This window comes from Nigerium massiliense (assembly GCF_000826085.1).
Classification (GTDB): domain Bacteria; phylum Actinomycetota; class Actinomycetes; order Propionibacteriales; family Propionibacteriaceae; genus Propioniciclava; species Propioniciclava massiliense.
The window spans coordinates 510,566-535,835 of sequence record NZ_CCYM01000003.1 but is presented as its reverse complement, the minus strand read 5'-3'; the positions used below and the strand labels follow the sequence as shown (position 1 = coordinate 535,835).

Annotated in this window: 19 protein-coding genes; 17 read left to right on the top strand and 2 right to left on the bottom strand. The window is 70.3% G+C overall.

The annotated features are described in order from the left end of the window. Nucleotides 1-83: 83 nt before the first annotated feature. From miaA to BN1187_RS08860, 5 genes are all read left to right on the top strand, one after another. On the top strand, nucleotides 84-1,016 hold the full coding sequence (gene miaA / locus BN1187_RS08880) for a tRNA (adenosine(37)-N6)-dimethylallyltransferase MiaA (protein ID WP_040160953.1): 933 nt from the start codon (nucleotides 84-86) through the stop codon (nucleotides 1,014-1,016). A 95-nt stretch (nucleotides 1,017-1,111) separates the two neighbouring features. Then, nucleotides 1,112-1,945, top strand: a complete 834-nt coding sequence (gene dapF / locus BN1187_RS08875) for a diaminopimelate epimerase (protein WP_040160950.1) — start codon at nucleotides 1,112-1,114, stop codon at nucleotides 1,943-1,945. 9 nt (nucleotides 1,946-1,954) lie between these two features. Then, nucleotides 1,955-3,394 (top strand): GTPase HflX, encoded by a 1,440-nt coding sequence (gene hflX / locus BN1187_RS08870; RefSeq protein WP_040160948.1) that lies wholly within the window; start codon nucleotides 1,955-1,957, stop codon nucleotides 3,392-3,394. Continuing rightward, nucleotides 3,391-3,813 carry a DUF952 domain-containing protein gene (locus BN1187_RS08865; RefSeq protein ID WP_218184628.1) on the top strand — a complete coding sequence of 141 codons (423 nt, stop codon included), beginning with the start codon at nucleotides 3,391-3,393 and terminating at the stop codon, nucleotides 3,811-3,813. The genes hflX and BN1187_RS08865 overlap by 4 nt, the downstream gene beginning before the upstream one ends. 81 nt (nucleotides 3,814-3,894) lie before the next feature. After that, the gene (locus BN1187_RS08860; protein WP_082034731.1) at nucleotides 3,895-5,841 is read left to right on the top strand and encodes an ATP-dependent DNA helicase; all 1,947 of its coding nucleotides are present in this window, start codon (nucleotides 3,895-3,897) and stop codon (nucleotides 5,839-5,841) included. Nucleotides 5,842-5,892: 51 nt separating this feature from the next. Here BN1187_RS08860 and lexA read toward each other — a convergent pair whose 3' ends face one another. After that, nucleotides 5,893-6,567, bottom strand: a complete 675-nt coding sequence (gene lexA, locus BN1187_RS08855; protein ID WP_407667738.1) for a transcriptional repressor LexA — start codon at nucleotides 6,565-6,567, stop codon at nucleotides 5,893-5,895. A 472-nt stretch (nucleotides 6,568-7,039) separates the two neighbouring features. Here lexA and BN1187_RS08850 point away from each other — a divergent pair, with 472 nt between their 5' ends. The 6 genes from BN1187_RS08850 to BN1187_RS15230 all read left to right on the top strand — a co-directional run bounded on the left by BN1187_RS08850 (nucleotide 7,040) and on the right by BN1187_RS15230 (nucleotide 14,263). Next, nucleotides 7,040-7,441 carry a hypothetical protein gene (locus BN1187_RS08850; protein ID WP_040160944.1) on the top strand — a complete coding sequence of 134 codons (402 nt, stop codon included), beginning with the start codon at nucleotides 7,040-7,042 and terminating at the stop codon, nucleotides 7,439-7,441. Between the two features lie 313 nt (nucleotides 7,442-7,754). Further along, entirely contained in the window at nucleotides 7,755-8,270 is a 516-nt protein-coding gene (gene nrdR / locus BN1187_RS08845) for a transcriptional regulator NrdR (RefSeq protein WP_052462540.1), read from the top strand. 48 nt (nucleotides 8,271-8,318) lie between these two features. Continuing rightward, nucleotides 8,319-11,180, top strand: a complete 2,862-nt coding sequence (locus BN1187_RS08840; RefSeq protein ID WP_040160942.1) for a vitamin B12-dependent ribonucleotide reductase — start codon at nucleotides 8,319-8,321, stop codon at nucleotides 11,178-11,180. Nucleotides 11,181-11,304: 124 nt separating this feature from the next. Further along, nucleotides 11,305-12,024, top strand: coding sequence for a B3/B4 domain-containing protein (locus BN1187_RS08835; protein WP_040160940.1), 720 nt, complete (start codon nucleotides 11,305-11,307; stop codon nucleotides 12,022-12,024). A gap of 116 nt (nucleotides 12,025-12,140) precedes the next feature. Then, the gene (locus tag BN1187_RS08830; RefSeq protein WP_052462539.1) at nucleotides 12,141-13,511 is read left to right on the top strand and encodes an MFS transporter; all 1,371 of its coding nucleotides are present in this window, start codon (nucleotides 12,141-12,143) and stop codon (nucleotides 13,509-13,511) included. A 398-nt stretch (nucleotides 13,512-13,909) separates the two neighbouring features. Further along, nucleotides 13,910-14,263, top strand: coding sequence for an ArsR/SmtB family transcription factor (locus BN1187_RS15230; RefSeq protein WP_072042029.1), 354 nt, complete (start codon nucleotides 13,910-13,912; stop codon nucleotides 14,261-14,263). Between the two features lie 153 nt (nucleotides 14,264-14,416). Here BN1187_RS15230 and BN1187_RS08820 read toward each other — a convergent pair whose 3' ends face one another. Continuing rightward, nucleotides 14,417-15,691: an acyltransferase family protein gene (locus tag BN1187_RS08820; RefSeq protein ID WP_040160936.1), complete on the bottom strand. Its 1,275-nt coding sequence runs from the start codon at nucleotides 15,689-15,691 to the stop codon at nucleotides 14,417-14,419. A 37-nt stretch (nucleotides 15,692-15,728) separates the two neighbouring features. Between BN1187_RS08820 and BN1187_RS08815 the strand changes: the two genes are divergently transcribed. From BN1187_RS08815 to hrpA, 6 genes are all read left to right on the top strand, one after another. Next, complete coding sequence (locus BN1187_RS08815) at nucleotides 15,729-16,658, top strand: AEC family transporter (protein ID WP_040160934.1); 930 nt, start codon at nucleotides 15,729-15,731, stop codon at nucleotides 16,656-16,658. A gap of 32 nt (nucleotides 16,659-16,690) precedes the next feature. Then, the gene (locus BN1187_RS08810; RefSeq protein ID WP_052462538.1) at nucleotides 16,691-17,638 is read left to right on the top strand and encodes a T3SS (YopN, CesT) and YbjN peptide-binding chaperone 1; all 948 of its coding nucleotides are present in this window, start codon (nucleotides 16,691-16,693) and stop codon (nucleotides 17,636-17,638) included. Continuing rightward, a complete protein-coding gene (locus tag BN1187_RS08805; protein WP_040160932.1) occupies nucleotides 17,635-18,033 on the top strand; it encodes a pyridoxamine 5'-phosphate oxidase family protein in 399 nt (132 codons plus the stop codon). The genes BN1187_RS08810 and BN1187_RS08805 overlap by 4 nt, the downstream gene beginning before the upstream one ends. Nucleotides 18,034-18,043: 10 nt before the next feature. Further along, nucleotides 18,044-20,305, top strand: a complete 2,262-nt coding sequence (locus tag BN1187_RS14870) for a prolyl oligopeptidase family serine peptidase (protein ID WP_040160930.1) — start codon at nucleotides 18,044-18,046, stop codon at nucleotides 20,303-20,305. Between the two features lie 22 nt (nucleotides 20,306-20,327). After that, nucleotides 20,328-21,185, top strand: a complete 858-nt coding sequence (locus BN1187_RS08795) for an aldo/keto reductase (RefSeq protein ID WP_040160928.1) — start codon at nucleotides 20,328-20,330, stop codon at nucleotides 21,183-21,185. Nucleotides 21,186-21,315: 130 nt separating this feature from the next. Beyond that, a complete protein-coding gene (hrpA, locus tag BN1187_RS08790; RefSeq protein WP_040160926.1) occupies nucleotides 21,316-25,227 on the top strand; it encodes an ATP-dependent RNA helicase HrpA in 3,912 nt (1,303 codons plus the stop codon). Nucleotides 25,228-25,270: the final 43 nt, after the last annotated feature.

The window sequence follows — 25,270 nt, the reverse complement described above, 5'->3', positions numbered from 1 at the left end:
GGTGTGGCGACCGGAGTTCCCGGACTCACAAGGTCTTGTATAGCGGTGCTCGAGGCTCAGGCCAACCGAAAGGATGGGGCAAGATGGCGGCTGTGACCGAAGCGATACTGGCCCTCAACGGGCCGACCGCCAGCGGGAAGTCGTCCCTGGCCGTGGCGGTCGCGCAGGAACTGATCGCGTGCGGACGGCCCGCGGAGATCGTCAACGTCGACTCGATGCTCGTCTACCGGGGCATGGACATCGGCACCGCGAAGCCGAGCGTGGCCGAGCGCGGGGGCGTCCCGCACCACCTCATCGACATCCTCGACGTGACGCAGACCGCGTCCGTGGCCGATCTTCAGGCACTCGCCCGCGCCGCGATCGCCGAGGCTCAGGGTCGGGGCGCGATCCCGCTCGTCGTCGGAGGTTCGGCGCTGTACCTGAGGGCAGTGCTGGACGACTTCCAGTTCCCCGGAACGGACCCGCAGGTTCGGGCCCGCTGGGAGGCCGAGCTCGAGCGGGTGGGCGCCGAAGCGCTGCACGCCCGGCTACGGGAGGCGTCGCCTGAGGCGGCCGCCGAGATCCTGCCGGGGAACGGCCGCCGGATCGTCCGCGCGCTGGAGGTCATCGAGCTGACCGGGTCGTTCGTCCCGACCCTGCCCGCGTGGACGTACCTGCTTCCCGGCGTCGTCCAGTGGGGCCTCGACCTGCCCCGCGAGGTCATGGACGAACGCATCGACGCCCGCGTGGACGCGATGTGGGAGGCCGGTTTGGTCGACGAGGTGCGCGGCCTCGTTCCGCGCGGGCTCCGCGAGGGGCGGACGGCGTCGCGCGCGCTGGGCTACCGCCAGGTACTCCAGTTCCTGGACGGCGAGCTCACCGAGGAGGAGGCGAAACAGGCCACCAAGCGTGGGACGCGCAGGTTCGCGCGCAAGCAGCTGGGTTGGTTCCGCCGCGACCCGCGCATCCAGTGGCGTCTGGCCAACGGGCCCGGTCTCGTCGCGGAGATCGTCGCCGACGCGCTGGCCCGCAGCTGACGGTCGGCACCGGCCAACGGCGCCACCCGGCTGCGCGCGGCCCCGGCTGGGTGTCCACAGTCAGAGTGTCAGTGGCCTGTGGAAGACTGGTACGCATGGTCGAATTCGCCAAGGGACACGGCACGCTGAACGACTTCGTGCTGCTCGTCGATCCCGACGACGAGCGCGGGCTCAGCGACGCCCAGGTGCGGTTCCTGTGCGACCGGCGCGCCGGAATCGGCGGCGACGGGGTGCTCCGCGCCGTCCGCGCCCGCCACATCGACGGCTGGGACGGGGACCCGGACGCGTGGTTCATGGACTACCGCAACGCCGACGGTTCGGTGGCCGAGATGTGCGGCAACGGCGCCCGCGTGTTCCTGCTTTACCTGCGCGAAGAGGGGCTGATCCCCGCGGACGCCGACGTGGTCGACTTCGGTACCCGCGCCGGACTCCGGCGGGGGTCGTTCCTGCCGGACGGCCGCGTCCGGTTGTGGATGGGCCGCCCGACGGTCTCGTCGACGACGGACACCACGGTGACCGTGGGCGGGTCCTCCTGGCCGGCGTGGTCCGTCGACGTGGGGAACCCGCACGCCGTCACGTTCCTGACCGACGCCGACGATCTGGCCGCACTCGACCTCGCCACGATGCCGGACTGGGCGCCGGCGGAGCGGTTCCCCGGCGGCACCAACCTGGAGTTCGTCGAGGTGCTCGCGGACGACGCCGTGCGCATGCGCGTCTTCGAGCGTGGCGTGGGCGAGACACTGTCCTGTGGCACCGGGACCGTGGCGGTGGCGGCGGCGATGGCCACGGTGCAGGGACGCACGGAGGCGTCCTATGAGGTGCAGGTGCCGGGTGGCAGCGTCCGGGTCGACCTGACCGACGGCCAGGCCTGGCTGACCGGCCCCGCCGTGGTGGTGGCCCGCGGCGAGCTGTCCGAGCGAGACGAGTGAAGAGAGTAGATGACCCAGACCAGCGACGATTTCCCCACGTTCGACGACGCAGACGACCCGGAGTGGCGCCCCGCCGACGAGAACTACGACGGTGACCAGCTCGACCTGGCCGAACGGCTGTCCCTGCGGCGTGTGCCGGGGCTGTCGACGCAGCTCACCGACATCACCGAGGTCGAGTACCGCGAGCTCCAGCTGGAACGCGTGGTGCTCGTCGGCGTGTGGACGAGCGGCACTCAACAGGACGCCGACAACTCGATGGCCGAGCTGAGCCAACTCGCCGAGACCGCCGGCTCCGAGGTGCTGGACGCCCTCGTGCAGCGGCGCACGCATCCAGACCCGGCCACGTTCATCGGCCGCGGCAAGGTCGACGAGCTGCGCGAGGTGGTCATCGCCACGGGCGCGGACACCGTCATCGCCGACGGCGAACTGGACGCCGCCCAGCTGCGCAACCTGGAGGACCGGCTGCAGGTCAAGGTGATCGATCGCACCGCGCTGATCCTCGACATCTTCGCCCAGCATGCCCGCAGCGTCGAGGGCAAGGCCCAGGTCGAGCTGGCCCAGCTGCAGTACCTTCGCCAGCGCCTGCGAGGCTGGGGCGGCAACTTGTCCCGGCAAGCCGGTGGGCGGGCGGCCGGCGGCGCCGGCATCGGCGGTCGCGGCCCCGGCGAGACCAAGATCGAGACCGACCGGCGCCGCATCCGCACCCGCATCAGCATGCTGCGCAAGAGGCTGCGTGAGCTCGACGCCGTCCGCGAGACGAAGCGGCAGGAACGCCGACGGCATCGGATCCCGTCCGTGGCCATCGTCGGCTACACCAACGCCGGCAAATCGTCCCTGCTGAACCGGCTCACGGGCGCGGGCGTGCTGGTCGAGGACGCGCTCTTCGCCACCCTCGACCCCACGACGCGGCGCTCGCAGACGTCCGACGGACGCGTTTTCACGCTCACCGACACCGTCGGCTTCGTCCGGCACCTGCCGCACGACCTTGTCGAAGCGTTCCGCTCGACGCTGGAGGAGTCGCTGGAGGCCGACCTTCTCGTGCACGTCGTGGACGCCTCCGACGCCGACCCGGTGGGTCAGATCAACGCCGTGCGGGCCGTGCTGCAGGAGATCGGCGCGCAGGACATCCCCGAGCAGCTGGTCTTCAACAAGACCGACCTCGCCGATCCCGACACGCTCACCACCCTCCGCACAGTCGACCCGCGCGCGATCTTCACGTCCGCGCGCACGGGGGCGGGGGTCGACGAGCTGCGCCGACGCGTCGAGGAGCGGCTGCCGCACCCCGAGGTACAGGTCCGCGCGCTCATCCCCTACGAGCGGGGCGACCTCGTCAACAAGATCCACCAGGCCGGCGAGTTCATCACGATGGAGCACACCGCCGAGGGCACGCAGGTGGTGGCGCGCGTCCACGCCGATCTGGCGGGCGAACTGGAGGAGTACGCGCTGTGAGTGACAACGCCGCCGACGTGACCGGCGAGGGCGCCGAGGGCATGTTCCCCCTCTGGCATCTCGCGCTGATGCCCGACTGGGAAGCGGCCCGGGCGACGGGGGAGTACCGCGTCAGCACCCGCGGGCGCACGCTCGAACAGGAGGGCTTCATCCACTGTTCGTACCCGCACCAGCTCGGCGTGGTGGCGCGCGACTGCTACGCCGACGCTCCGGAGCCGCTGGTGATCCTGGAGATCGACCGGGACGTCCTCGCCGAGGCCGGCACCCTCGTCCGCACCGAGGAGGCGTTCCCCGGCGGGCCGCGGTACCCGCACCTGTTCGGCCCGCTCCCGGTCGCGGCGGTCACGTTGACCCGGCCGGTCGAGTTCGACGAGGGCGGCACGCTGGTCATCGGTAACCCGGCCGTCGAGGAACGTTAGCCGGTGACCTCCCGCACCACCGACATCCTGGACGCGGCGGTCGACGCGATCGGCGGCTCGACCCGCCAAGGGCAGCGCGCGATGGCCGAGGCCATCGCGAACGCTTGCGAAACGGGACACCACCTCCTCGTCCAGGCGGGAACAGGCACCGGGAAGTCGCTCGGCTACCTGGCGCCGGTTCTCGATCACCTGTCCGAGAACCCGCGTAGCCGGGTGGTCATCGCCACGGCGACCCTCGCGCTGCAGGCCCAGTTGGCCAACGCCGACATCCCCGCCGCGACGAAGGCGGCGGCGTCCGTCACGGGACGCCAGGTGCGGCACGCCGTCATCAAGGGCCGCTCCAACTACATCTGCCTGCTCAAGACGCGGGAGGGCACGGGCCTCGATCAGGGCTCCCTGCTCGGCGGCGACGAGGTGGCCGCCCAGTTGCGCGGCGGGACGGCCGACGCCGCGTCGGTGGTCGGGGCCGAGGTCGTCGCGCTGCGCGAGTGGGGCGAGGAACAAGCCGCGAGTGAGGGGCTGGCCGACCGTGACGACGCCCCGACGCACACGCCGGCCGCGTGGGCGCAGGTGTCGGTGCCGGTCCGGGAGTGTGTGGGCGCGTCCAACTGCCCGTTCGGCAGCGAGTGCTTCGTCGAACGGTCCCGGGAGCGAGGCCGGGACGCCCAGCTCATCGTCACCAACCACGCGCTGCTCGCCATCGACGCCCTGCACGGACACACCGCGCTGCCGGAGCACGACCGGCTCGTCATCGACGAGGCCCATGAGCTGGTGAACCGCGTCACCGGCGCCGCCTCGCACGAGCTCAGCCCGCAACAGATCGAGCGGGTCGCGCGCCGCTGCCTGCCCTGGCTCGACGACGACCTCGGCATGGAGTTCCTGGACTGCGCCGACACGCTGCGCACCGCGCTGGCGGGCGCGCCGCTGGACCGCCTGGAGGATCCGGACAGCGAACTCGGCGTGGCGCTGGGCGTCGTCCGGTCGGTCGGCCGGCGCGTGGTCTCGGCGGTGGGCGGCGGCGAGGACGACCCGGAGCGCAAGCAGGCGGCCGCCGCGGCTCAGGAGATCGTCGACGTCTCCGAGCAGATGGCCGCGCTCGATCCGACCGACGTGGTCTGGGTGAGCGAGCGGGAGCGGTTCGGCCGTTGGCTGGTGGCCGCACCGTTGGACGTCGCGCTGCTCATGCGCGACAAGGTGCTCGCGGAGACCCCGACGGTGCTGACCTCAGCGACGCTCAAGCTCGGCGGCGAGTTCGAGTCGGTGGCCAGGACGGTGGGGCTGTGGCCCGGAGAACGCGTCCTCGACGCCCCCGTGACCGCCGACGACGTCGATCCGCACACGTGGCGCGCCCTCGACGTCGGGTCCCCGTTCCACTACGACCGCCAGGGCATCCTCTACATCGCCGATCGGCTGTCGCCGCCCGGGCGCGACGGCATCGGTCCCGACGCGCTCAGCGAGGTCGCTGAGCTGGTCTGGGCGGCGGGCGGGCGGACGCTGGGCCTGTTCGCGTCCCACCGCAACGCCGAGGCCGCCGCTCGGCACTGCCGCGAGGAGTTGCCGGACCGGACGATCCTGTGCCAGGGCGACGCCCAGCTGAGCGAGCTGACCCGGCGCTTCATCGAGGAGCCCGAGACGAGCCTGTTCGGCACGCTGTCGCTGTGGCAGGGCGTCGATGTCCCGGGGGATACCTGCCAGCTCGTCATCATCGACAAGATCCCGTTCCCGCGGCCCGACGAACCGCTGCTGCAGGCCCGGCAGCGCGCCGTGGCCGAGAGGGGCGGCAACGGGTTCATGCAGGTTGCAGCCGCGCACGCCGCCTTGCTGCTGGCCCAGGGGTCTGGACGGCTGATCCGCCGAGTGAGCGATCGCGGCGTCGTCGCCGTCCTGGACCCCCGGTTGCGTACCGCCCGCTACGGCGGCTACCTGCGCTCGTCGATGCCCGGCTTCTGGACGACGACCGATCGCGAGGTCGCGGTGATGGCGTTACGTCGCCTCGCCGATGCTGCGGGAGCCGCGGAGGCGTCCTGAGCCCGCCCGACCGCGCTGGGCCACAGCCGGGACACGCCCGGCGGGGAAGGGTCAGACCCGACGTAGGACGGCGGTGACCTTGCCCAGGATCGTGGCGTTGTTGCCGTCGATCGGCTCGTAAGCCTCGTTGTGCGGAAGCAGCCACACCTGGTTGTCGGTGCGCTTGAACGTCTTGACGGTGGCCTCGTCCTCCAGCAACGCCGCGACGATGTCGCCGTTGTTCGCAGTGGGCTGCTGCCGGACGACGACGTAGTCGCCGTCGCAGATCGCGGCGTCCACCATCGAGTCGCCGCGCACCTCCAGCAAGAACAACGTGCCTTCGCCGACCAGTTCGCGGGGGAGCGGGAAGACGTCCTCGATGCGCTGCTCAGCCAGGATGGGACCGCCGGCGGCGATGCGGCCGACGACGGGGACGTTGACGGCGGGCGAGACCTGTTCGAAGTCTTCCGTCTCGGCGATCACCGGCTCGTTGGCCACGAGGCCCGGCCGGGTGGGCGCGTCGTCCTGCGAGGCGGGCTGCTCGGACCCGGACGCCTCGTCGGGCAGGCTCACCATCAACGCCCGGGGGCGCTTGGGGTCGCGGTGCAGGAAGCCCTTGGCCTCAAGTGCCTTGAGCTGGTGGCTGACGCTGGACGGCGACGCCAGCCCGACCGCTTCGCCCACTTCGCGGATCGTGGGCGGGTAGCCGCGCGCGTCGATCGACTCCTTGATCATCGTCAGGATCATGCGCTGGCGCAGGGTGAGGCCCGACGCGTCCGCCGGCCCATCGGGGAGGGAACTCACTTTGCCGAGCTTGCGGGCGACCTTGCCCAGCTCAGCGATGTCGGAGTCGCTCGGACGCCCTCGTCGGTCTTGGCGGGGGAACGCCTGGCGTCCTGCGCCCCCGCGGGTGCTCGGCTTCTTCTCGGTGCCCATGCCCACAAGCTAGAGAATCGAACACGATGATTCAAACATCTGTTCGAGCGTGTCGCGGATCGGCTCACGGGCTTGCCGGAGGCGGTTCCGGCCCTCGTACGTGCTGGGCAGGCGGCTGAGCGCGGCGAGCGTGCGCCGCCCTCGTACGAAAAATGTCAGAGCCGCCTGGTGAACTTCAAGCAGTGGTCGAGAGTTCTCGAACACTCGAACGAATGATGGTTGTATCCGATCAGCCGTTCGATAATACTCGTCGAACAGGTGTTCGACCCAGCAAGGAGATGTCATGACCGCTCTGCTCATTGATCAGGTGCCCGCTTCGGCCGCGAAGCCGCGCCTGCGGGCCGTCCGTGGCGCGAACGTCCGTCCAGCTTCCGCCCCCCAGGCGCGGCGCCCCGTCGCCGAGGTCTGGCGGCACGTGCCTGCGAACCCGGCGGCGTGCGCCGACGTCGTTCCGGCGGTGCCCGTCGCTAAGCCGGTGGCCCAGCCCGCCGCAGTCCTGCACCGCTACGAGTGGACGCGGCGAGGGTTGGCGGTGCTCCTGGCGGCGGTGGGGCTGTTGCTGGCGATCCTCCTGGGCACGGTGGTGGGGGTCTTCCTGTCCATCAGCAACGAGCCCGTCCCGGCGACCGCGCCGGCGCTCACGATGGCCGTGTCCTCCGACGCGGGGTCGCACGTCGAGTCGTAGGCTGGCGCGGCCGGCGCAGGGCCGAGGGGCCGTGTGGGCGAGCCCTCCACGGGTGTTGCATGGCGAGGTTGCTCGCGCGGGTCCGCGACCCGGTGTCGCTAAGTGAATATTCACTTGCGCCGACGCGGTGCATCGCCGCGGAGCCGGCTTGCGTGGGGGCACGTGGGTGTCTAGCCTCTACATGTAGTAGTTACAGGGATGTGTTTAGTCCACAGGTTGTGGTCGTCCTGCACAGCTCGTCCACATGTCATCCACAAGCCCGTCCACAGCGTCACAGCGCTGTGCGGGCGTGCGTCGCGAGGGAGGTCGGCCGATGCATTGTCCGTACTGTCGGCACCACGACTCCCGCGTGCTGGACTCCCGGGTTGCCGAGGACGGCAGCAGCATCCGGCGTCGCCGGGAATGCCGCTCCTGTGCCCGGCGTTTCACCACCTTGGAGCAGATGCAGCTGGTCGTCCTCAAGCGCAGCGGCGTGGTCGAACCCTTCTCCCGCGAGAAGGTCGTCAGCGGCGTCCGTAAGGCCTGCAAGGGGCGTCCGGTCACCGAGGCCCAATTGGCCCGTCTGGGTCAGCAGGTCGAGGAGTCGCTGCGTGCCAGTGGGCAGGCCGAAGTGCCAACCGCCGACGTGGGTGTCGCTATCCTCGGGCCGCTCAAAGAGCTCGACCCGGTCGCGTACTTGCGCTTCGCGTCGGTCTACCGCAACTACGAGTCCGTCGATGACTTCGAGGACGAGATCCAGCGTCTCCGCGCGTTGCACCAGGAGGCGGTCGATCACGCCGGCTCCAAGCGGCGTGCGGCCGAACCCAACCCCGCCGAACAGCTCTTCTGAGCTGACGGCACACCCGCCCCACCATCACTACCGAGAGGGAACTTTCACATGACGGAGACGAAGCAGTCGCGCCGCGGCACCGGCGGCGGCAAGCCGCAGGGCTTGTCGATCGAGCGAGTTTTCTCGACCGAGGGTGTCCACCCGTATGACGAGGTGACGTGGGAGAAGCGCGACGTCGTCCAGACGAACTGGAAGACCGGCGAGACCGTCTTCGAGCAGAAGGGCGTGGAGTTCCCCGACTTCTGGAGCCTCAACGCGTCCACGATCGTCACCACCAAGTACTTCCGCGGCGCGCTGGGCACCGAGCGGCGCGAGGCGAGCCTCAAGGCGCTGATCGACCGCGTGGTGACCACCTACCGCGAGGCGGGCCTGGCCAACGGCTACTTCGCCACCCCGGCCGACGCCGACGTGTTCGCCGAGGAGCTGATCTGGCTGCTGCTGCACCAGTACTTCTCCTTCAACTCTCCGGTGTGGTTCAACGTGGGCACCACCAGCCCGCAGCAAGTCAGCGCCTGCTTCATCCTGAGCGTCGACGACTCGATGGAGTCGATCCTGAACTGGTATCGCGAAGAGGGCTTCATCTTCAAGGGCGGCTCCGGCGCCGGCCTCAACCTGTCCCGCATCCGCTCCAGCAAGGAGCTGCTGTCCTCCGGCGGCACCGCCTCGGGTCCCGTCTCCTTCATGCGCGGCGCCGACGCTTCCGCTGGCACGATCAAGTCCGGCGGCGCCACTCGGCGTGCGGCCAAGATGGTCGTCCTCGACGTCGACCACCCCGACATCGAGGAGTTCGTCGACACCAAGGCGCGCGAGGAGGACAAGATCCGCGCGCTGCGCGACGCCGGCTTCGACATGGACCTGGGCGGCAAGGACATCGTCAGCGTCCAGTACCAGAACGCCAACAACTCCGTCCGCGTCTCGGACGAGTTCATGAAGGCCGTCGAGGACGGCACCGAGTTCGGGCTGCGCGCCCGCATGAGCGGCGACGTCATCGAGACCGTCGACGCGCGGTCGCTGTTCGACAAGATCGCCAAGGCCGCCTGGGAGTGCGCCGACCCGGGGTTGCAGTACGACGACACGATCAACGCGTGGCACACCAACCCCGAGACCGGCCGCATCACCGCGTCCAACCCGTGCTCGGAGTACATGAGCCTCGACAACAGCTCCTGCAACCTGGCGAGCCTCAACCTGCTGAAGTTCCTGCGCGAGGACGACACGTTCGACGCCGAGCTCTTCGGCAAGGCCGTCGAGCTGATCATCACCGCGATGGACATCTCGATCTGCTTCGCCGACTTCCCGACCGAGTCGATCGGCGACACGACGCGCAACTTCCGCCAGCTGGGCATCGGCTACGCCAACCTCGGCGCTCTGCTGATGGCGATGGGCCGCGGCTACGACTCCGAGGGCGGCCGCAACCTCGCGGCGGCGATCACCTCGCTCATGACCGCGACGTCCTACCGTCGCTCCGCCGAGCTCGCGGCGGTCGTCGGCCCCTACGCCGGCTACGCGCGCAACGCGTCCGCGCACCAGAAGGTGATGCGCAAGCACCAGGTGGCCAACGACGCGATCCGCAGCTTCGACGCCAACGACCAGCGCGTCAACGACCGCGCCACCGCCGAGTGGGAGCAGGTCGTCAAGCTCGGTGCCGAGAACGGCTTCCGCAATGCGCAGGCGTCCGTGCTCGCCCCCACCGGCACGATCGGCTTCATGATGGACTGCGACACCACCGGCGTCGAGCCCGACTTCTCCCTGGTGAAGTTCAAGAAGCTCGTCGGCGGCGGCTCGATGCAGATCGTCAACCAGACGATCCCGCGGGCGCTGAAGAAGCTCGGTTACGCCGAGGACGCCATCGAGGCCATCGTCGCCTACATCGCCGAGCACGGGCACGTCATCGACGCGCCGGGGCTGGCCAAGGAGCACTACGAGGTCTTCGACACCGCCATGGGTCAGCGCGCGATCGCGCCCATGGGCCACGTGCGGATGATGGCCGCGGTGCAGCCGTTCCTGTCCGGCGCGATCAGCAAGACGGTGAACCTGCCGGAGACGGCCACGGTCGAAGAGATCGCCGACGTCTACATGCAGGGCTGGAAGCTCGGCCTCAAGGCGCTCGCCGTCTACCGCGACAACTGCAAGGTCGGCCAGCCGCTGTCCGACGGCAAGAAGAAGGAGGCCGTCGCCGAGAAGGCCGAGCCGGAGGTGCGCATCGAGTACCGGCCGCGCCGCCAGCGCCTGCCGAAGTCCCGCGTGGGCCGCACGACGTCGTTCACCGTGGGGGGCGCCGAGGGCTACATGACCTCGAGCCAGTACAACGACGGACGCCTCGGCGAGCTGTTCCTCAAGCTCGGCAAGCAGGGCTCCACCCTGGCGGGCGTGATGGACGCCTTCTCGATCGCGATCTCGATCGCGCTGCAGTACGGCGTCCCGCTGGAGACCTACGTGCAGAAGTTCACCAACCTGAAGTTCGAGCCGGCCGGCATGACCGACGACCCGGACCTGCGGATGGCGCAGTCGATCATCGACTACGTGTTCAAGCGCTTGGCCCTCGACTACCTGTCGTTCGACGAGCGCGCCGAGCTCGGCATCTACACCGCCGCCGAGCGCGCCCGCTACGTCGCGACCGGGTCCTACCTCTCGGAGGAGGACGAGGCCGAGATGATCGAGTCGGAGTCGCTGAAGAACGACGACGCCGACAACCTGCGCTTCGACGAGTCGGGCCCCAACCAGCCCGCGCTCCTCGAGGCCCGGCCGGTCAGCGAGACCCTGGACGCGCCGCACACCACGTCGGAGCTGATGGAGAAGGTCACCGGCATGTCCGTGGACGCGCCCCTGTGCTTCACCTGCGGCACGAAGATGCGGCCGTCCGGTAGCTGCTACGTCTGCGAGGGTTGCGGCTCGACCAGCGGCTGCAGCTAAACCGCCCTGCGACGAGGGGCGCTCCGGTATCGCCGGGGCGCCCCTGCTCGCGCGCGGTCGCTGATCGGTGAGAGGGTGCCCTCTGCGGAGTCACGTGCCCGACGATGACGAACGGAGAGCGACGATGAGAGAGACCCCGACCGCCGAGGAGTTCCTGGCGTCCTGCGCGGTGGATCCCGCGGTGTTCGCGCTGCGGCCCGATTACCGTGCCTTGCTGGTGGTGGCCGAGGGGATCGATCCGTCCGCGCCGTCCTCGGTGGCGGACGACCTCATCGCGCGCGCCGAGGAGCACGCCCGCACGTTGCTGGCCGGTGCCCCCGTCGACGAACTCCCGCACATCGCCGCCTGGCGCGAGGCCTACCGCGCCTTCGGCGCCAAGCCGCAGCGCACCCGCAACAGCCTGGAGGCGCTCACCCGTCGCGCCGACAAGGGGCTGCCGCGCATCAATTCCCTCACCGACGCGTACAACGCGATCTGTGTGCTGCACCAGATCCCGCTCGGCGGCGAGGACCTCGACGCGTACGCGGGGCCCGCGCGCCTCGCCCGCGCCGCCGGCGACGAGCCCTTCGAGACGTTCGCTGACGGGGCGCCGGTCGTGGAGCACCCCGAGCCGGGCGAGGTGATCTGGCATGACGACGCCGGTGTCACCTGCCGGCGCTGGAACTGGCGGCAGGGCCCCCGCACGGCCCTGACGCCCACGACCACCCGCGCCCTGTTCATCCTGGACGCCCTGGCGCCCGTCTCCGACGCCGAGCTCCTGTCCGCCGCGGACGACCTCGTCGAGGCGCTGAGCGGCCTGGGCGGCGACGTCCGAACGGTCCGCCGACTGCTCGCCGCCAACTGAGCGGGAGCCGCAGCGCCCAGAGAATTGAGGACGCGTCGTTGGCCGCCGGCGCCACTGGTTGGGTGTAGGAATCTCCTCGGCATCGTCGCCATTCCCGAGCCGAGGAGCAGTCCACCATGAGCGTCACCAGCCAACCCAACCCGCCGGGGTCGCCCGGCATCATCCGCGAGGAGACCAGCCTGCGCAACGCGGTGTGGAACACCGTCAAGGGATCGGCCGGAAACCTCGTCGAGTGGTATGACGTCTACACCTACACGGTCTTCGTCACGTACTTCGAATCCCAGTTCTTCGACCCCGCGGACGCCAACTCCACGCTGATGGCCTACGCCGTCTTCGCGATCACGTTCGTCATGCGCCCGCTGGGCTCGTGGTTCTTCGGCCGCTGGGCCGACCGTCACGGACGCCGTTCGGCGCTCACGCTCTCGGTCACCGTGATGGCGCTCGCCTCGCTCGTGGTGGCGATCCTCCCGACCCGGGACTCCATCGGCGTGTGGGCGGCCGTCCTGCTGACCCTGTGCCGCCTGGTGCAGGGCTTCGCCACCGGCGGGGAGTACGGCACCAGCGCGACCTACATGTCCGAGGCCGCCACCCGGGGGCACCGAGGCTTCCTCTCTTCGTTCCAGTACGTGACGCTCGTCGGTGGTCAGGTGGTGGCCCAGCTGGTTCTCCTGATCATGACGAGCACCATGAGCAAGGCCGACATCACCGCCTACGGCTGGCGCATCGCCTTCGCCATCGGCGGCGTCGCCGCGGTCGTCGTGTTCTGGCTGCGGCGCACCATGGACGAGTCGCTGACCGCCGAGCACCTGGACGAGATCCGCAACGGCCAGGACCGCTCCTCGGGCACCCTCCGCGAGCTGCTGGTGAACTACTGGCGTCCGCTGCTGCTGGTGTTCCTGATCACGATGGGCGGCACCGTCGCGTTCTACACCTACTCGGTCAACGCGCCCGCCATCGTGAAGAGCACGTTCAGGGACAGCCCGATGACCGGCACGCTGGTGAACCTGACCGCGCTGATCATCCTCTGCGCCCTGCAGCCCCTCGGCGGCCTGATCAGCGACAAGATCGGGCGCAAGCCGCTGCTGGTCTGGTTCGGCGTCGGCGGCGTCCTCTACACGTGGGTGATGATCGGGTATCTGCCGAGGGCGACGTCGCCGTGGGCGGCGCTCGGCCTGCTGGTGGTCGGGTTCATCATCCTGACCGGCTACACGTCGATCAACGCCCTGGTGAAGGCCGAGCAGTTCCCGGCCCACATCCGCGCCCTGGGCGTCGGGCTCGGCTATGGCCTGGCGAACTCCATCTTCGGCGGCACCGCCCCGATGATCTACCAGGCCGCGAAGCTCGCCAACAACGTGTCCGGCTTCATCGTCTACGTGACCGCGACGATCTTCGTCTCGCTGATCGTGTACGTGTTCTTCCTGCGGAACAAGGCGCAAACGCACCTCGACCGCGAGCAGGGTCACGCGTTCGGCGGCGTCGTCGACTGAGCCGACGGGAGGGCCGGTGGCCGCTGCCGCTCCGGCCCGCCCGTGCCAGCACCGGGACGAGCGCCGCACCGGGAGCCATTCGCGGCGTCCGGGAATGCAAGTCCCCGCTGAACGGATTCATAAGTGAAAAGCTAAATATTCACTTTACGCAGGCGGGCGACCCAATTGGGTGAATAGGACGTGTCCTCCCAATGGGGGACGATGACACTGTCATTGAACGTCTGATCCACGAATTGGTCGGTCGTCGATCCCCTCTCCGGGTGACAAAACTGCCCCCATGAGTCGAGAAAGACGTGCCTGACTAGGCTATTGAAGACACCGTGTCCCTCCGAGCGGGGCGTCGGTTGCTGGCAAGCCGATTTTCCCCATAAGCCACCGGGACATTAGGCTATGCGTTCATGACGGGTGTAGAGGGACCAGTTGACGCCCTAACAAATGAAGATGGAATGCCGGCCAACAGCGAATGGGAACAAGTCGGGGGACTATTCCGTTCGCTGGGATCACCGATTCGGGTCGGAATCGTAGTGCTGCTCACCGAGCGAGACCACAGTGTCAACGAGTTGGTCGACGCTCTGCACGTCTCTCAGCCGCTGGTTTCTCAGCACCTTCGGGTGCTGCGCTCCGGCGGTGTCGTGACGGGTGAGAGGCACGGCAGGGAAATGATCTACTCCCTGACGGATCCCGGGGTCTCCGACCTCGTGCGACGTGCTGCCCGTCACGCCGGCGCACATTCGTCAGCGCGCCAGCGCTGAGGAGAGTGACGCACGTCGCAAGTAATCCCTCCGGTGGACGCCTGTCCGCCACGTCCTGGGTCATGTGGAGGTGACGCCAGGGCACTTCGAAGTTGGGCGCTTCGGCCGAGAGTCGGCCGGAGCGCCCAACTGCTGTCCGGGGCCGCGCCCGCGTCACACCAGGGCGTCGGCGCTGCTGTCTGCGGCGCGGGCCATGAGCCAGCTGCCGAGCCACACCAGGCAGACCCCGACGGTCGACAGCGGCGCGGCGGGGTGGAGGACGGTCCCGTTCAGCCAGGTCATGGCCGTGCCCACGACCAGGACGACGTAGGCGGTGACCGCGCGCAACAGCCGCTGGTGGGCGCCGAGTGGCGGGATGACCCTGTACTCAAGGCGTCCGATGAGGGGCACCAGCGCCGCCACGATGAGGAGCGCCAGCCCCGCGACCGTCAGTTGGTTGAGCAGCACCACGGCCGCGGGCGGCCAGGCCATGCTCACCAGCACCGCGGCAAGCCCCGCGATGACGATGCAGGGGATGTGCCACAGATAGATCGACATCATCAGCGCGTTCGTGATCCCGAGCAGGCGCTCGAAGCGCGGGCTGATGTGGGCCCAGACGCCCGACCGATCCAGCAGCGCCATCACGCCCGTCTGTGCCAGCCCGAGAAAGCCCATGGCGAGCGTCGGCGGCTGGACGTTGGCGATCGGGATGTCCGCCAACCCGACGGACGACCCGGGGTAACCGAACCCGAAGATCAGCACCAGGATCCCGGCGACGCCGGCGCCGACCGCGGCCCACGGCGTCCACGAGGGGCCGCGGCGCAGCCAGCCACGTTGGAAGGCGATGCCGAACTGGTGCACCAGGGGCCACACGATGAGCACGTTCAGGTAGCGCAGGTCGGTGTTCCCGATGCCGAACGACCAGGCGTCCACCACCGCCGCGAGCGCGGCCAGGGCGATCATCACCCGCGTGCCGAAGCGGTCGTTCAGGGTGACCATCCCGGGCGCGATGCCCACGATCACGAGATAGACGGTCAGGAACCACAGCAACTGCATGAAGGCCCGGCTGAGCGTGACGGCCGGTTCGAGGAAGCCCAGCCAGGCGGCGGCGGTCGCGACGACCGCCCAGACGGTCACGAAGACGAGCAGCGGCCCGACCAGACGCCGGCCGCGGTTGGCGAGGTAGTGGCCGTAGCCACTGCGCTCGCGGCGCATGCGGTCGATGGTCAGCGCGTGCCCGAACCCGCCGGCGATGAAGAACACGGGGATGCACATGAGCACCCAACTCAGCACCCACATCCAGTGCGGCGGCGCCCACGGGGTGACGGTCGGGCGGCCGTCGGCGAGACCGATGCGGTACAGCAGGGCGTGGAAGACCACCACCATCACGATCGAGGCCGCCCGGGCGATGTCGATGACGTGATTACGCTGCTTGGCTTGGCTGATCATGGCAGGCACATGCTACGCGCGAGACTAGGGTTCAGCCGTGGAACAGTCACTGAGCGCGTTCGCGTCGATCTGGATCGTCATCGCCGTGGGCTGGCTCGCGGGCCACATCAGGCTGATCAAGGCCGATCAGCAGAGGTTCATGTCGATGCTCGCCTTCAACATCGGCTCTCCCGCGCTCATGTTCAGCATGGTCAGCAAGGGCTCGCTCGAGCACGTCTTCTCCCGGACGCTGCTGGTCTCCGTGATCGCGATCGCGTCGGCAGGTCTGCTCTACCTGGTCATCGCCCGGACGGTGCTCCGCCAGGACAAGCAGGGCGATGTCGTGGGCGCGCTGTGCGCCTGCTACACCAACGCCGGCAACCTGGGGCTGCCGGTGGCGATCCACCTGCTGGGCGACGGCGCCTGGATGGCGCCGATCATGCTGGTGCAGGTGGGCCTCATGCAGCCTGTGGCCCTGGCTTTGCTCGACCTCAGCATGGCCCGTCGCGCCGGACGCCGGATGTCGCCCCTGCGCTACCTCTCGCTGCCGTTCCGCAACCCCATCACCGTCGGCATCCTCGCCGGGCTGGCGGTGAACCTCCTCCACGTCCCGGTTCCGCCGGTGCTCGCCACCCCCGTCGCCATGGTCGGCGGCATGGCCGTGCCGCTGATGCTCATCGCCTTCGGGGTCTCGCTGCGGCTGGAACCCCTGCCGGGCAAGGGCCCGCATGTGGTGGAGCTGTGGATCATCGAGGCCATCAAGATCATCGTGATGCCGGCGGTCGCGATCGCGGCGGGCGTCGCGTTCGGCCTGCCGCGCGACCAGCTCTACGCGGTGGCGGTCATCGCCGCGCTGCCGACGGCGCAGAACGTCTACGTCATCTCGCAGCGCTACCGGGTGCGGGAGCGGCTCGCGCGCGACGCGGTCTTCTGGTCAACGCTGCTGACGACCCCGACGATCGTGGCCCTCTCGGCGGTGCTGGGGTGATGTCCGCGCGCTCGCGTGGCTAAGTTGGACGAATGAACGACGACGACGCGTGGATCTCGGATGTCGCCGACTTCGACCTGGAGCGCAGCACGGACGCCGCGTGGGCCGGGTTCGCGGAACGGCTCGCGGAGGTGCTGTCCGTCATGGACGAGGGTGCGAGCCTGAGCATCGGCTCCCTGGGGGGCGACGATGTGCACCCCCCGTTCGTCACCTTCACGTGCGGGGAGCAGGGTCGGCTGCGTGCACGCGCCGCGGGACGCGACAGCCTCGCGCCCGCGCGGACGCTGGACGACGGCCAGCTGGCGACCATGGCCGCGCTCGGCTGGACGGCGACGGGGCCGCCCGGCACCGACCTGGCGTGCGAGGGGAGCCAGGAGGAGCCGTTACCCCTCGCCGCGGACGCCGTCGCCGCCCTGCGCACGGTCTACGGCGTCGAGCACCCCGCCTTCCTGGCGCCCGACCAACTCGCCGAGATCCTGACGCCGGCGACCCGCGAGTCCCCGACAGGACCCATCGAGGACGCCGCCCCGGCCGATCCGCCCGTGGTGTACCAGCCCCGTGACCGCGACGAACTGGACGCCCTGCTGGCCGCCACCCTGCAGCGGGACCTCGGCCACCCGCCGCTGCGCGACTCGGAAGGGGACCTCGCCTTCCGGGCCGGTTCGACGATGGTCTTCGTCCGCCCTTCGCCGGACGCCGAGGAGGTGATCGTCTTCGCGCCCGTCGTCCACGACGTGGAGGGGCGCTCACGGGCGATGGAGGTCATCAGCGACATCAACACCGAGGCCCGCTACGTCCGGTTCCTCCTGATCCGCGACCGGGTGTACGTGAGCCTGTCTCTGTTCGCCCAGCCCTTCGTCCCGGCACACTTGGCCAAGGCCGTCGGCATGATCTCGGTGATCGGCGACCGGATCGATGAGGAACTTGCGGCCAAACTGCGCGGCCGCACGACGTTCAGCGACGAGGATGATGACCTATGACCGGATACTTCGAGCCCATCGAGTCCACCGAGTGCCTGCGCCTTCTCCACACCGTCGACGTCGGCCGCATCGGCTGGGTGGCCGAGGCGGGGATGGAGCTGTTCCCCGTGAACCTCGCCGCCGACGACGGCAGCCTCTTCCTCAAGGTGTCGAAGGATTCGAAGCTCGCCGAACTGGCCCGGGGCAAGCCCGTGGTCGTGGAGGCCGACGACATCGACCCGCAGACGGCCACCGGCTGGAGCGTCGTGGCGCGCGGCCGGGCGACCAGGCACGAGCGGGCGCTCCCGCCGACGCTGCCCCGGCCCTGGGCGCCGGGGGAGCGGGAATTGCTGATCCGCGTGGACGTCACCGCTGTGAGCGGACGGGCGATCTCGGCGGACGAACCCCGCCCCTAAACTCGGGCGCATGATCGAGTATCCGACGACGCGCCGCGACGAGGTCGTGGAGGACCACTTCGGCCACGAGGTCGCCGACCCCTACCGCTGGCTCGAGGACGCCGACGCGGCGGAGACGGCCGCCTGGGTGAAGCAGCAGCAGGAGTTCACCGAGTCCGAGCTCGCGCGGCTGCCGGAGCGGGCGTGGTTCGCCGAGGAGCTGGCGCGCATCGTCGGACGCTGCCGTGCCGGCGTGCCGCGGGCGCGCGGGGGCCGCTACTTCGTCAGCCGCAACGACGGCGAGCAGGCCCAGGACGTCTGGTTCGTCGCCGACACCCTCGCCGACCTGATCTCCGGCGGCACCGTCGTCCTCGACCCCAACACCTGGAGCGCCGACGGCGCCGACTCGCTCGGCTTCTTCACCGTCAGCGACGACGGACGCCACCTCGCCTACGGCGTCAGCGAGGGCGGCTCCGACTGGCGCAAGATCCGGCTGCTCGACCTCGAGACCGGGCGGCGGGTCGACGAGCCCGACGTCGTCGGCCGCTTCACGCTCGCCACCTGGCTGCCGGACAACGCGTCGTACCTTTATGCGACCTACGACGAGGCGTCCGACGCCCGGGGCACCGCGACGCGCGGGCTGGGCGCGGCGAAGCTGATGCGGCACCGGCTGGGCTCGACCGGGGACGACGTCGTGCTCACATTCCCCGACGACCCCCACCTCATGACATCGGTCGAGGTGACCCACGACGGCCGCTGGCTGATCGCGTCCATCGTCTCGGGCACCGAGAACCGCAACCGCGTCTGGGTGTATCCGCTCGGCACCGACGGCGGCGAGACGACGATCGGCGAGCCGCTGCGGCTCATCGACGAAGCGGTCGCCGAGTGGTCCTTCGTGCGCGCCGACGGAGACCGGCTGTTGTTCACCACCGACCTGGACGCCCCGCGTGGCCGCCTCGTCGCCCTCGACCTGGCCGCCGCCCGGACGGGCGCCCCTGTGCTCACCGAGGTGGCGCCCGAGACCGCCGACACCCTGATCGGGGCGGCGTCCTCGCCCGACGTGCTCTACCTCGCCTACCTGTCCGACGCCCTGACCCGGGTGCGGCAACGGGGGCTGGACGGTCGCGACCTGGGCGACCTCGAGCTGCCCGCCGGCTCGCTCACCACGCTGGACGCCTCCCCGAAGCGCCCGGACGTCTTCTGCGGGCTCAGCACGATCGACGCCCCGACGCGCGCCTTCGAGATCGCCGGCGGACGCGCCATCCCGCTCGCCCTGACCGGGGACGAGGGCGCTCGCCTCGCCCCGCCGTTCTCGATCGAGCGCCGCCGCGCCACCAGCAAGGACGGCACGCGGGTGCCCTACTTCGTGATCCGTGCCGTCCCCGAGGCGTCCGATGCCCCGGACGCCCTCGACGTCGAGGAGGTCGAGGGGCCGGAGAGCGAGGCGGTCCGCGAGGAGACCCCGTTGGACTCCGGCGAGCCCGAGGGGCCGCCCGTGCTCACCGCGGTCGCGCCCGACGGCGCCCCCGAGGCCGAGGCGCTCGCGGGCACGGTGACCGGCGCGGTGCAGGAGGGGCCGCGCCCGACGCTGCTCTACGGCTACGGCGGCTTCAAGATCCCGGTGCTGCCCGACTACCGGCCGGGCTGGCCGGCGTGGCTCAAGGCCGGCGGCGTCCTGGTGCTGGCGAACCTGCGCGGCGGCGGCGAATTCGGCACCGACTGGTACGACGACGGACGCCTCGCCAACAAGCAGCACGTGTTCGACGACGCGATCGCCGTGGCCGAAGACCTCATCGAGACCGGCGTCACGACCCCGGGCCACCTCGCGGTTCACGGACGCTCCAACGGCGGCCTGCTAGCGGGCGCGCTGCTCACCCAGCGGCCGGACCTGATCTCCGCCGCGCTGCCGAGCGTCGGCGTCCTCGATCTGTTGCGGTTCCACCTGTTCACGATCGGCTCGGCGTGGATCTCCGATTACGGCGATCCCGGCACCAAGGAGGGTTTCGAGGCGGCCTACATGTATTCGCCGCTGCACAACGTCGACCCGGGGCTGAGGTACCCGGCGACGCTGATCTCCACCGCCGACCACGACGACCGGGTGGTGCCCGCCCACAGCTTCAAGTTCGCCGCCGCGCTGCAGGCCGCCCAGGCCGGGGACGCGCCGATCCTGCTGCGCGTCGACTCCGCCGCGGGGCACGGCGCGGGTAAGCCGCTCGACCAGATCGCCGCCGAGTGGGCCGACGTGCTCGCCTTCGCCGCCCATCACACCCACCTGCAGGTGCCGCCGCGCTGACGTCCGGTGGGACAATGGAGGCATGACTACTGATGCTTCGAAGGTTCCCACCATCACGTTGAACAACGGCGCGACGATCCCGCAGGTCGGTTTCGGCGTCTTCCAGGTGCCGGTGGACGAGACGCAGAAGGCGGTCGAGCAGGCGCTCGAGGCCGGCTATCGGCACATCGACACCGCCACCGGCTACGAGAACGAGGACGGCGTCGGTCGCGCGATCGCGCAGAGCGGCATCCCGCGCGACCAGCTCTTCATCACGACCAAGCTGCCGAACCAGTTCCAGGGCCGCGACAAGGTGCGTCCCGCGTTCATGGACTCGCTGAACAAGCTGGGCGTCGACCAGCTCGACCTGTACCTGATGCACTGGCCGTGCCCGGGCAAGGGACTCACCCTGGAGACCTACGAGGTCTTCGAGGACCTCGCCCGCGAGGGGCTGACCCGCGCCATCGGCGTCAGCAACTTCCTGCCGCACCACCTCGAGAAGCTGCTCGCCAACACCGAGATCGTCCCCGCGGTCAACCAGATCGAGATCCACCCCAGCTACCAGCAGCGCGAGGCGGCCGAGGCGACCCGCAAGGCCGGCATCGCGGTCGAGGCGTACTCGCCCCTGGGGCAGGCCCAAGACCTCGAATCCGACGAGGTGACGAAGATCGCCGAGGCGCACGGCGTCTCCACCGGTCAGGTGGTGCTGCGTTGGCACCTGCAGAACGGCATCATCGTGATCCCGAAGAGCGTCAAGCCCGAGCGCATGGCGTCCAACATCGACCTGTTCGGCTTCGAGCTCTCCGACGAGGAGGTGGCGCAGATCGACGGCCTCGAGGCCGGCAACCGCATCGGCCAGGACCCGAACACGTTCGACAAGGACCAGCACGCCGCCAAGTAGGCGTTTCTCCCCGACGCGGCGTTTCCGGCAACGCGGGGGCGCCGCGTTTGCGCGTCCCGACGCGAGGCGACGAGCGCTGCCGCGCGACCTCCACGGTGAGGTTGGCGCGGTCTCGTAGCATGGAGCGGCTATGACTTCGACGCCTGAGCTCACCTTCGATCCCGCGCTGCCCATCAGCGCGGCCGTCGACGACATCCGCGACGCCATCGAGCAGCACCAGGTGATCGTGGTCGCGGGCGAGACCGGTTCGGGCAAGACGACGCAGCTGCCGAAGATCGCCCTGCTGGCCGGCCGGCGGAGCATCGGGCACACCCAGCCGCGCCGCATCGCGGCCCGCACGGTCGCCGAGCGCATCGCGTCCGAGATGGGCGTCGAGATCGGCGACACCGTCGGCTACCAGGTGCGCTTCACGCGCAAGGCGACGAGCCAGACCGCGGTGAAGCTGATGACCGACGGCATCCTGCTCGCCGAGATCGCCCACGACCGCGACCTGCGCCGCTACGACACGATCATCATCGACGAGGCGCACGAGCGCTCCCTCAACATCGACTTCCTGCTCGGCTACCTCAAGCAGCTGCTGCCGCGGCGTCCCGACCTCCGCGTGATCGTCACGTCCGCGACCATCGACACCGCGCGGTTCTCGGCGCACTTCGACGACGCGCCGATCATCGAGGTATCGGGGCGGACCTACCCGGTCGAGGTGCGCTACGAGCCCCTCGTCGACCCCGAGAACGAGCGCGAGCGCGACATGATCGACGGCATCCGCGACGCCGTCCAGCAGTGCTACCGCATGGCCGGCGGCGACATCTTGGTGTTCCTGTCCGGCGAGCGGGAGATCCGGGACGCCGCGGACGCCATCGAGGCGCTCAAGCTCCGCGGCACCGAGGTCGTCCCCCTGTACGCGCGGCTGTCGGCGGCCGAGCAGCACCGGGTGTTCACCCCGCACGCCGGCACCCGGATCGTCCTGGCCACGAACGTCGCCGAGACGTCGCTGACCGTCCCGGGCATCCGCTACGTCGTCGACCCGGGGTTCGCCCGTATCAGCCGCTACTCGGCGCGCACCAAGGTGCAGCGGTTGCCGATCGAGCCGGTCTCGCAGGCGTCGGCCAACCAGCGCGCGGGCCGGTGCGGCCGCGTCGCGCCCGGCGTCTGCATCCGGCTGTACTCCCGGGAGGACTACGAGTCCCGGCCCGAGTTCACCGAGCCGGAGATCCTGCGCACGAACCTGGCCAGCGTCATCCTTCAGATGGCGCAGGCGCGGCTGGGCCCGATCCAGAGCTTTCCGTTCGTCGAGCCGCCCGACTCGTCCCAGGTGCGCGACGGCCTGCGGCTGCTGGACGAGCTGGGCGCGCTGAAGGCGGGCCACGCCGACGACGTGCGTCTCACCCGCACCGGACGCCTGCTGGCCCAGCTCCCCGTGGATCCCCGCCTCGGCCGCATGCTCGTCGAGGCCGGACGCCGCGGCTGCCTGAAGCAGGTCACCGCGATCGTCGCCGGGCTGACGGTGCCGGACGTCCGTGAGCGCCCGCTGGAGCACCAGCAGGAGGCCGACACCCTGCACCGCCGCTTCTGGACGCCCGCGGACGCCGAGGACGGCACCCCGCGCGACCCGTCCGACGTCGCCGCGTTGCTGCGGCTGTGGCAGTACCTGCGCCGGCAGCGCCGCGAGCTGTCCGGCAACGCGTTCCGCCGGCTGTGCCGCGACGAGTACCTGAACTTCCTGCGCATCCGCGAGTGGCAGGACCTCACCAACCAGCTGCGCGAGATCACCCGGGAGCTGCACGTCGCCGACCAGCGCAGCGCCCAGGAACGGGACGCCGACCCGGGGGCCCAACCCGGCGGCCGGACGCCCGCGCGCGGCCAGGCTGCCGACGGCGTCCGCGGCCGCGAGTCCCGCGGACGCGACCACGGCCGCGACCGGGCGGGCGACGTTCTCGACGCCATCCACATCAGTGTCCTGGCCGGCCTGCTCAGCCACGTCGGACTCATCGACCTGCGCTCGGTCAGCCGCACCGGCCCGCAGGCGCGCAAGGGTCGGCGTCCGCTGGCCGAGTACCTGGGCGCGCGTGGCGCCCGGTTCGCCATCCAGCCCGGCTCGGCCGCGGCGAAGGCGGAGCCGCCGCTCGTGATGGCGGTCGAGCTCGTCGAGACGTCGCGGCTGTGGGCGCGGATGGTCGCCCCCGTCAAGGCGGAATGGATCGAGGACGTCGGCGCCCACCTGGTCAAGCGGAGCTACTCAGAGCCGCGCTGGTCGGCGTCCGGCGGACAGTGCGTCGCGACGGAGAAGGTGCTGCTGCTGGGCGTCCCCATCGTGTCTGACCGCACCGTCAGCTACGGCCGCATCGACCCCGCGGTCGCGCGGCAGATGTTCATCAGGCACGCGCTCGTGCAGGGGGAGTGGCGCACCCGGCACCACTTCTTCGCGCGCAACGAGCGCGTCCGCCAGCAGGCCGAGGAGCTCGAGGAGCGGACCCGGCGCCGCGACCTCGTCGTCGACGACCAGGCCATCTACGACTTCTACGACGCGAAGGTTCCTGAGTCGATCACCACGGTCGCGCACTTCGACCGCTGGTGGCGCGACAAGCGCCGCGAGGAGGACGGCTACCTCGACCTCACCCTCGACGACGTCATGGACGACGACGCCGCGGACGTTCACGCCGACGACTTCCCGGAGGTCTGGACGGTCGGCGGCAACGATCTGCCCGTCTCGTACTCCTTCGACCCGGGCGCGTCCGCCGACGGGGTCACCGTCGACCTGGACGTCTCGGTGCTCAACCAGGTGGACGTCACCCCGTTCACCTGGAACGTCCCCGGCCTGCGCGGCGAGCTCGCCACCGAAATGATCCGGCACCTGCCGAAGGCGCAGCGGCGCAACTTCGTCCCAGCACCCGATTGGGGCGGCCGCGCGCTGGCCCGGCTGGACGCCGACGGGGCGGCCCGCCGGCGACCCTTCCCCGAGGCTCTGGCCGGCGCGCTCACCGCGCTGTCGGGCCAGCCGGTCGCGGCGTCCGACTTCGACCTGGCGTCGCTTCCCGAGCACCTGCGGGTGCGCTACGTCGTCACCGACGACACCTTGCCGCGGGGGAGACAGGAACTCGGCTCCGGCAAGGACTTCGATCAGCTGCGCAAGGAGTTCGCGCCCGCCCTGAACAAGCGGTTGAACACCGCGGCGCCGGGCATCACCCACCCGGGCGCCACGTCGTGGGAGTTCGGGACGCTGCCGACGACCGTCGAGCTCGGCGGGGACGGCTCCCTGCTCGGCTACCCGGCGCTCGTCGACCAGGTCGCGACCGTCGGCGTCCGCGTCGCCAACACGGCGGCGAAGGCGCGGCGCTGGCAGGCGGCCGGGCTGCGGCGGCTCGTCGTGCTGGACAGTCCCGATCCGACCCGTTCGGTCTTCGCGCACATGGCGAACGCGACGAAGCTCGCCCTCGCGGCCAGCCCCTACCCGTCGCTGGCCGACCTGATGGCCGACGCCCGGCTCAAGGCCACGGGCGACCTGATCAGCTCGAAGGGCATCGATCCCGACGCCGTCCGGGACGCGGCCGCGTTCCGCGCGGTGGTGGACGCCGTCCGGCCCGACGCCGCCGACACGATGCAGCGCGTCGTCTCCCTGACGGGGCGCATCCTCGCCCGGTACCAGGAGGCGGAGCGGGCGCTCGCCCAGCGGCCCGACGACGACGCCACGCGCGACATCCGCGCCCAGCTCGACAACCTGGTCTTCCCGGGCTTCGTCTCCGCCACGCCGGAGCCGCACCTCGCCGGGGTCGAGCGCTACGTGCACGCCGTCGAGATCCGGTTGGCGGGCCTGGCCGCCAACCCCGCCCGGGACCGGCAGAACCTCGACATCATCGCCGACCTCGAGGACGCCTACGCCGACGCGATCGAGCGCTACGACGTGGGGGAGTTGCCGCCCGAGGCGCAGGAGGTCGGCTGGCAACTCGAGGAGCTGCGGGTCAGCCTGTTCGCCCAGTCGCTGGGCACCGCCCGGCCGGTCTCCGCCAAGCGCGTCCGGGCGGCCATCGCGAAGCTGTCCGGCTGAACCGACGGCCTGATTGCCGCTCTGACAAGGAACTAAGCCAAGC